Genomic DNA, 6,970 nt, shown 5'->3' on the forward strand with positions numbered 1-6,970 from the left:
AAGAACCGGACGCCTTCCATGCCGTGCTGGTTGACGTCGCCGAAGGCGCTGCGCTTCCAGCCGCCGAAGGTGTGGTAGGCGACCGGCACCGGGATCGGCACGTTGATGCCGACCATGCCGACGTTCACGCGGGACGCGAATTCGCGGGCCGCGCGGCCGTTGCGGGTGAAGATCGCCACGCCGTTGCCGTACTGGTGCTCGGACGGCAGGCGCAGGGCCTCCTCGAAGCTCTCGGCGCGGACGATCTGCAGCACGGGGCCGAAGATCTCCTCCTGGTAGGTCTTCATGGTCGGCTGCACGCGGTCGAACAGCGTGGGCCCGATGAAGAAGCCGTTCTCGTAGCCCTGCAGCTGGAAGCCGCGGCCGTCGACGACCAGCTCGGCGCCTTCGTCCACACCCATCTGGATGTAGTCGGTGACCCGCTTCTTGTGGGCCTCGGAGACGACCGGGCCGTACTGGGCGGCCGCGTCGGTGGAGACGCCGACCTTCAGCGTCTCGAGCTCCGCTAGCAGCTTCTCGCGCAGCGCCTCGGCGGTCTTCTCGCCCACCGGGACCGTGACCGGCAGGGCCATGCAGCGCTCGCCCGCCGAACCGTAGGCGGCGCCCACCAAGTCCTTCACCGTCTGGTCGAGGTCCGCGTCGGGCATCACGATGCCGTGGTTCTTCGCCCCGCCCATGGCCTGGACGCGCTTCCCGTTCGCGGTGCCGCGCGAGTAGACGTAGTGGGCGATGTCGGACGAGCCGACGAAACTCACCGCCTTGATGTCCGGGTGGTCGAGGATCGCGTCGACCGCGGCCTTGTCGCCGTGGACGACGTTCAGCACGCCGGACGGCGCGCCGGCCTCCATCATCAGCTCGGCCAGGCGAACCGGCACCGTGGGGTCCTTTTCGGACGGCTTCAGGACGAAGGTGTTGCCGGTCGCGATGGCGATGCCGAACATCCACATCGGGATCATCGCCGGGAAGTTGAACGGGGTGATGCCCGCGCAGACGCCCAGCGGCTGGCGCATGGAATAGACGTCGATCCCAGGCCCAGCGCCCTCGGTGTATTCGCCCTTCAGCACGTGCGGAATGCCGCAGGCGAATTCGATGACCTCGAGGCCGCGCTGGATGTCGCCCTTGGAGTCGGCGATCACCTTGCCGTGCTCGGACGACAGGATCTCGGCCAGCTCGTCCATGTTGGCCTCGACCAGGCGCTTGAACTCGAACATGACCCGCGCCCGCCGCTGCGGGTTCACGAGCGCCCAGGTCTGCTGCGCGCGCAGCGCGGACTGGACCGCCTTATCGACCTCGGCCTCGGTGGCGAGCTGCACGCGCGCCTGGATGTCGCCGGTGTTGGGGTTGAACACGTCGCCGAACCGGCCGGACGCGCCCTGGACGGCCGCGCCGTCGATGAAGTGGGTGATCTCACGCATGGGAAGCGCTTTTAGGCTCACCCAGCGGCGCCCGCTAGTTGCCCCAAGGGCGCCAGCCGGCGAATGTGCGCCCATGACCGTGCTTCCGAGCGCGCAGAGCCTCTCGCTGAAGGCCGCGCGCAGCCACATCGTCGACGTGCTGATCGCGGAGCGGGCGCCGAAGCTGTCGGGATCGGCGGCCTGGCCGGTGGTGCGGCCGCTGCTTTACGCCCTGCTCGACTATGGAAAGGCGCGGCGAATGGCCGACACCATCGCGCCCCTGCCCGGCCGCGCCGCCCTGGAGCACGTCTCGGAGCTGCTGTCGGTGCAGGTGAGCGTCCGCGGCCTTGAGCGCGTGCCGGCCGCCGGCCGCGCCGTCGTCGTCTGCAACCACCCGACCGGCATCGCCGACGGCGTCGCCGTGTTCGACGCCCTGAAGGCCATTCGCCCGGACATCTGCTTCTACGCCAACTCCGACGCCCACCGCGTCTGCCCAAGGTTCGACGAGGTGCTGATCCCCGTCGAATGGGTCGAGGCTAAACGGACCCGGGAGCGGACGCGCCACACGCTGCAGCTCACCAAGGAGGCGCTGGAGGCGGAACGCTGCCTGGTGATCTTCCCGGCCGGGCGGCTGGCGCGGCGCGGGCCGGACGGTCTGCTGAGCGATCCGCCCTGGATGGCCTCGGCTGTCTCCATCGCCCGCAAGTACGAGGCGCCGGTGATCCCGGTGCACGTGGCGGGGCCCTGGTCGACCCTGTTCCACTTCTTCAACCGGTTCTCGCAGGAGCTGCGCGACATCACCCTGTTCCACGAGCTCCTGAACAAGCGGGGCCGCGCGTTCACCCTGACGATCGGGCCGGCGATTCCGCCCGCCGCCCTGGACGGCGAAACGGCCGAGGTCACCCTGCGGCTCAAGGCCTATATCGAGCGCGACCTCGCGGACGATCCGGAACGGGCGTTCGCATGATCCTGGAAGCCAAGGGCGACTTCCGCCTCAAGGACGAGGCCGCGACCTCGCGGCTGGGCGCGGCCATCGCCGCCGAGCTGAAGGGCGGCGAGGCCATCTGCCTGACCGGCCCGCTAGGCGCGGGGAAGTCGACGCTCGCGCGCGCGCTGGTGCGGGCGCTCACCTCGCCGGACGAGGACGTGCCCTCGCCGACCTTCACGCTCGTGCAGTTCTACGAAGGCCCGCGACTGAAGGTCGCCCACTTCGACCTCTATCGCCTCTCGAACCCCGACGAGGCCTATGAGATCGGTCTGGACGAGGCGCTGGACGAAGGGGCGGCCGTCATCGAGTGGCCACAGCGGCTGGAGGGCCGCCTGCCCGCGGACCGACTCGATGTAGAGATCGCTCTTTCGGATGACGATGCAGATGGCAGGCGCGTGCGGTTGACGCCCCACGGCGCCTGGGAAGGACGAGGGCTTGAGTTCCGCCCCTGACATGTCGGCCCGCGAGGCCCTGAAGACCCAGTTCCTGCGAGACGCCGGCTTCGGCCAGGCGCGGCGCGTGGCCATGGGCGGCGACGCCTCCACGCGCAGCTATGAGCGTCTCTACGCTGCCGACGGATCTTCCTTCATCTTCATGGACCAGCCGCCCGCCCTGGAGAGCGCGGTCGCGCCGCCCGACGCAACGCCCAAACAACGGCTGGCGCTGGGCTACAACGCCGCCGCCCGCTTGGCCGCGGGCTCGGTCGCGGCCTTCGTCACCACCGCGGCTTTCCTGCGCGACCGCGGCCTGTCGGCGCCGAACATCCTGGCGCACGACGTCGACGCGGGCCTGGCCGTACTCGAAGACCTGGGCGACGGGCTCTTCGCAACCTTGATCGCGCAGGGCGCGGACGAGCGGCCGATGTACGAGGCCGCCGTCGACGTGCAGGTCGCCATGCAGTCGGAGCCGCCGCCGGCGGTGCTGCGCGCGGAAGGGTGCGAGTGGCCGCTGTACGTCTACGACGGCCTGGCGCTGAAGATCGCCACCGACACCTTCCTCGAGTGGTGGCCGAAGTTCTCGGGCCTGCCGGCGTTCGGCGAGGCCGCCGTGGCCGAGTGGGAGGCGCTCTGGGCGCCGGTGTGGGTGCGCGGCGAAGCCGGAGCCAGCGTCTTCACCCATCGCGACTACCACGCCCAGAACCTGCTGTGGCGGCCGGAACGGACGGGCGTCGCGCGCGTCGGCCTGATCGACTTCCAGGACGCCCTGAAGGCGCACCCGGCCTGGGACCTGACGCACCTGCTGCAGGACGCGCGTCGCGACGTCCCGGCCGAGCTCGAGGCGGCCATGCTGGACCGTTTCCTGGCCGCCAAGCCCGATCTCGAGCGCGAAGCCTTCTTGGCCGACTATCGCGCCCTCGCGGCTTCCAACGCGGCGCGGATTCTCGGACGCGTCTTCGCCCGTCAGGCGCTCCTGGGCCGGCCGCAGTACAAGGCCTACATGCCTCGCACCTGGCGCTACCTGGAACGCAACCTGGAAGACCCCGCCCTGGCCGGCCTGAAGGCCTGGTTCGACCGCCACGTGCCGCCGGAGGCCCGCGCGTGAGCGGCCCCACGACCGCCATGGTTCTGGCCGCGGGTCTCGGCACCCGCATGCGGCCGCTCACCGACAGCCGCCCCAAGGCCCTGGTCGAAGTCGCTGGACGCACCCTGATCGACCGGGTGCTGGACGAGCTGGTCGAGGCCGGCGTCACGCGCGCCGTCGTCAACGTCCACCATTTCGCCGACCAGATGGAGGCGCACCTCGCCACGCGCCCGGACCTCGAGGTGCTGATCTCCGACGAGCGGGCCGAGCTGCTGGATTCCGGCGGGGGCATCCAGCACGCCCGGGAAAAGCTGGGCGAGGAGCCGATCTTCGTCGCCAACATCGACAGCCTGTGGATCGCCGAGCGCGAGCCGCCGCTGGAGACGCTGAAGCGCGCGTGGAACCCCGAGCGCATGGACATCCTGCTGCTGCTGGTCCGGCGGGGGAACGGCATTGGGTTCGAGGGACCGAACGGCTTTTTCATGGACAACCACGGCCGCCTGACCCACTCCGTCCTGCCCGAGCCGCCGACGCCCTACGCCAACATCGGCTTCGGCATCCTGAAGCCGCAGGTGCTGGACGCCTCGCCCAAGACCGGGCCGTTCTCGATCCTGCCCGTCTGGCATCGGCTGCAGGCCGAGGGCCGGCTGTGCGGCGCTGTGATGGACGCGTTCTGGATGCACGTCGGCGATCCCGCCGCTCGCGACGCGGCGGAGCAGAGGCTGTCGTGACCGCCTTCTTCGAACGGCCCGGTCCCCGCTGGTTCAACATCCCGGCGCACCGGCCGTTCGCGGACGACCTCGCCCGAGGCCTTTACGAGGCTCTCAGCCCCATCGGACCCGAGGCGCTGTCCGACGCCCTGGTGCTGACGCCCACCCGCCGCGGCGCGCGGGCCTTGGCCGACGCCTTCGTGCGCGCCGCCGACGGACGCGCCGTCCTGCCGCCGCAGATGCGGCCACTGGGCGACCTTGAGGTTGGCGAGCCGCCGTTCGAGCCCGGCGACCTGGCCCTGGACCTCCCGGCCGCCATCGACCCCCTGCGCCGCCGGTTCGAGCTGACGGCGCTGGTCACGGAGCTCGACGGCCTGCTGCCGAGCGACCTGCGCACCGCCTCCGGCGCGCTGGAGCTGGCCGACGCTCTGGGCGGCTTCTTCGACAGCCTGCAGATCGAGGAGATCGACGTCGCCGCCAAGCTGGACGAGCTGGTGGACGCCGACCTCGCAGACCACTGGAGGGCCTCCCGCGACTTCCTGGCGGCGGCCCTGGCGCGCTGGCCCGAGCGCCTGAAGGCCCTGGGATATGTCGATGTCAGCGAACGCCGAGTCCGACTGCTGCGCCGCCTGGCCGACCACTGGACGCTCTCGCCGCCCAAGGGCGTGCTGGTCGCCGCCGGCTCGACCGGCACCGCCCCGGCCACCCGTGACCTGCTGATCGCGGTCGCCGCCGCGCCGCAGGGCTGCGTCGTGCTGCCGGGCCTCGACCAGGATCTCGCCGACCGCGCCTGGGCCAAGGTGGACGTGCAGCATCCGCAGGGTGCGCTCCGGCGGCTGCTCGACGCTGCGCGCGTGTCGAAAGGCGAGGTGCGGGTCTGGCCCGCCTCGCTCGCGCCGGAGAGCCAGGGCCGCTGGCGGCGGCGGATCGTCAACGAGGCCCTGCGGCCCGCGGAGGAGACCGCCGACTGGCTGGAGGTGATCGCCGGCTTGCGCGCCGAAGCGCCCGACGTGGATCCCATCGCGGAGGGGCTGAAGGGCCTGTCCCTGGTCAGCGCCCGCACCGAGGAAGAGGCCGCTACCGTCGCGGCCCTGCTGCTGCGGGAAGCGCTGGAGACGCCTGACAAGACGGCTGCCCTCGTGACGCCCGACCAGGTGCTGTCCCGCCGCGTCGTCGCCAAGCTGGGACGCTGGGGGGTGATCCCGGACAGCTCGGTGGGCGAGGCTCTGGCGGGCCGGCCCTGCGCCGTTCTGGCGGCGCTGGTGGCGCAGCTGGCCGTCGATCCTCTCGATCCGATCGCCCTCCTGGCGGTCGCCAAGCATCCGTTCACGCGCATCGGCGGCGTCGATGTCCTGGAGCGGCGCGGCCTGCGGGGGCCGCGACCCGCGAGCTGGGCCGCGCTCGAGGCCAAGCTCAAGCGTTATCCTGAAGCCCAGGCCGCCGCCGCGAGGCTTCGGCGGCTCGCGGACGCGGTCGCTTGGCCCGGCGAGGCGGACTCGCCCGCGGCCGCCGCCCGGCGCCTGGTCGAGGCGATGGAGGACCTGGCCGGCGGGGCGACCGAGCTCTGGAGGGGCGCTGACGGCGAGGCCATGGCCCGACTCCTCGGCGGGCTGGTTCGCGACGGTGAGGCCCTGCCGCACGTGACGCCGCGCGGCTTCGCCGACCTGCTGCGCCGGCTGATGGAGGGCGAGACGGTCCGCTCAGGCGGCGCCACACATCCGCGCCTGCGGATCCTGGGCGCGATCGAGGCCCGGCTCGTCCGCGCCGACCGCCTGGTGCTGGCGGGCCTGGAAGAGGGCGTCTGGCCGCGCGGCGCGCCGCTGGACCCGTTCCTGTCGCGCCCGATGCGTGAAACCCTCGGGCTGCCCAGCCCCGAGCGGCGCATCGGCCTGTCGGCTCACGACTTCGCCCAGGCGGCCTGCGCGCCCGAGGTGATCCTGTTGCACGCCGAGCGCCGCGAGGGCGCGCCGTCGGTCAAGTCGCGCTGGCTGTGGCGGCTGGAGACCCTGGCGGCCGGCGCGGACTCCAGGGACCGGCCCGTGAAGATCGCTGGCCGTCCCGATGCGTTGGCCTGGGCCCGCGCTCTGGACGCCCCCGAAACCTACAGCCCCTGGCCGCGCCCGAACCCGAAGCCGCCGGTCGCCGACCGGCCGAAAGGCTTGTTCGTGACGCGCGTGGAGACCCTGACCCGCGACCCCTACGCCGTCTGGGCGCGCGAGATCCTGGGGCTGAAGGTCCTCGATCGACCCGACCAGCCGGTGGACGCCCGGGCGCGCGGCACCGCCATCCACGCCGCCTTCGAGCGCTTCACCCTGGACTTCCCCGGAGACCTGCCGTCGGATGGCGGTGCCGCGCGC

General features: G+C 72.0%; 6 protein-coding genes. 5 read left to right on the plus strand and 1 reads right to left on the minus strand.

Annotated features, from left to right (window positions below; genetic code table 11):
- The coding region (locus RIF93_RS17285) for a CoA-acylating methylmalonate-semialdehyde dehydrogenase (protein WP_309092694.1) at positions 1-1,415 on the minus strand (1,415 nt) is incomplete at its 3' end.
- 73 nt (positions 1,416-1,488) lie between these two features.
- On the opposite strand from RIF93_RS17285, the gene RIF93_RS17290 reads away from it, so the two are divergent.
- The 5 genes from RIF93_RS17290 to addB form a co-directional block, all read left to right on the plus strand.
- On the plus strand, positions 1,489-2,361 hold the full coding sequence (locus RIF93_RS17290; protein ID WP_309092695.1) for a 1-acyl-sn-glycerol-3-phosphate acyltransferase: 873 nt from the start codon (positions 1,489-1,491) through the stop codon (positions 2,359-2,361).
- Positions 2,358-2,834, plus strand: a complete 477-nt coding sequence (gene tsaE / locus RIF93_RS17295; RefSeq protein ID WP_309092696.1) for a tRNA (adenosine(37)-N6)-threonylcarbamoyltransferase complex ATPase subunit type 1 TsaE — start codon at positions 2,358-2,360, stop codon at positions 2,832-2,834. Before RIF93_RS17290 ends, tsaE begins: the two co-directional genes overlap by 4 nt.
- Position 2,835: 1 nt before the next feature.
- On the plus strand, positions 2,836-3,924 hold the full coding sequence (gene amgK / locus RIF93_RS17300) for an N-acetylmuramate/N-acetylglucosamine kinase AmgK (protein WP_309092698.1): 1,089 nt from the start codon (positions 2,836-2,838) through the stop codon (positions 3,922-3,924).
- A 17-nt stretch (positions 3,925-3,941) separates the two neighbouring features.
- On the plus strand, positions 3,942-4,634 hold the full coding sequence (locus RIF93_RS17305) for a nucleotidyltransferase family protein (RefSeq protein WP_309092699.1): 693 nt from the start codon (positions 3,942-3,944) through the stop codon (positions 4,632-4,634).
- Positions 4,631-6,970 (plus strand): double-strand break repair protein AddB (gene addB, locus RIF93_RS17310; protein ID WP_309092697.1); only part of this gene is annotated, 2,340 nt, incomplete at its 3' end. The genes RIF93_RS17305 and addB, both read left to right, overlap by 4 nt.

This window comes from Phenylobacterium sp. (genome assembly GCF_031181185.1).
Lineage (GTDB): Bacteria > Pseudomonadota > Alphaproteobacteria > Caulobacterales > Caulobacteraceae > Phenylobacterium.